The 232-nt window shown below is 48.3% G+C and carries 1 protein-coding gene (cut by a window edge); it reads right to left on the bottom strand.

Going from position 1 to position 232, the window contains the following annotated elements; genetic code table 11:
- On the bottom strand, nt 1–130 hold part of the coding region annotated (locus ACP7AQ_RS15965; protein ID WP_426096157.1) for a PKD domain-containing protein (this coding region is incomplete at its 3' end). The annotated region extends 697 nt beyond the left edge of the window; 130 of 827 annotated nt are visible.
- Between the last annotated feature and the right edge of the window lie 102 nt (nt 131–232).

Here is a 232-nt window from a genome sequence, read left to right as displayed (position 1 = left end):
TGATATTGTCTACCACCGTTACAATTTGAGTACAAGTAGCGGTATTCCCTGCATGGTCTGTTACCGTCCAAGTTACGGTTGTGTTTCCGATAGGGAAAACGGTAGGCGCATCGTTGGTTACAGATTTCACCTCACAGTTATCAGCAGTAGTTGGATTTCCGAGAGTTACATTGGCTTTAGTCGCAGTACAAGAAGCCACGTCCACAGGCACCGTTACCGGCGCTGCACAGGT

It is taken from the genome of Flavobacterium sp. DSR2-3-3, assembly GCF_049896585.1.
Lineage (GTDB): Bacteria > Bacteroidota > Bacteroidia > Flavobacteriales > Flavobacteriaceae > Flavobacterium.
The sequence above is the reverse complement of the archived record's forward strand: the minus strand, read 5'-3'. Positions and strand labels throughout refer to the sequence as shown.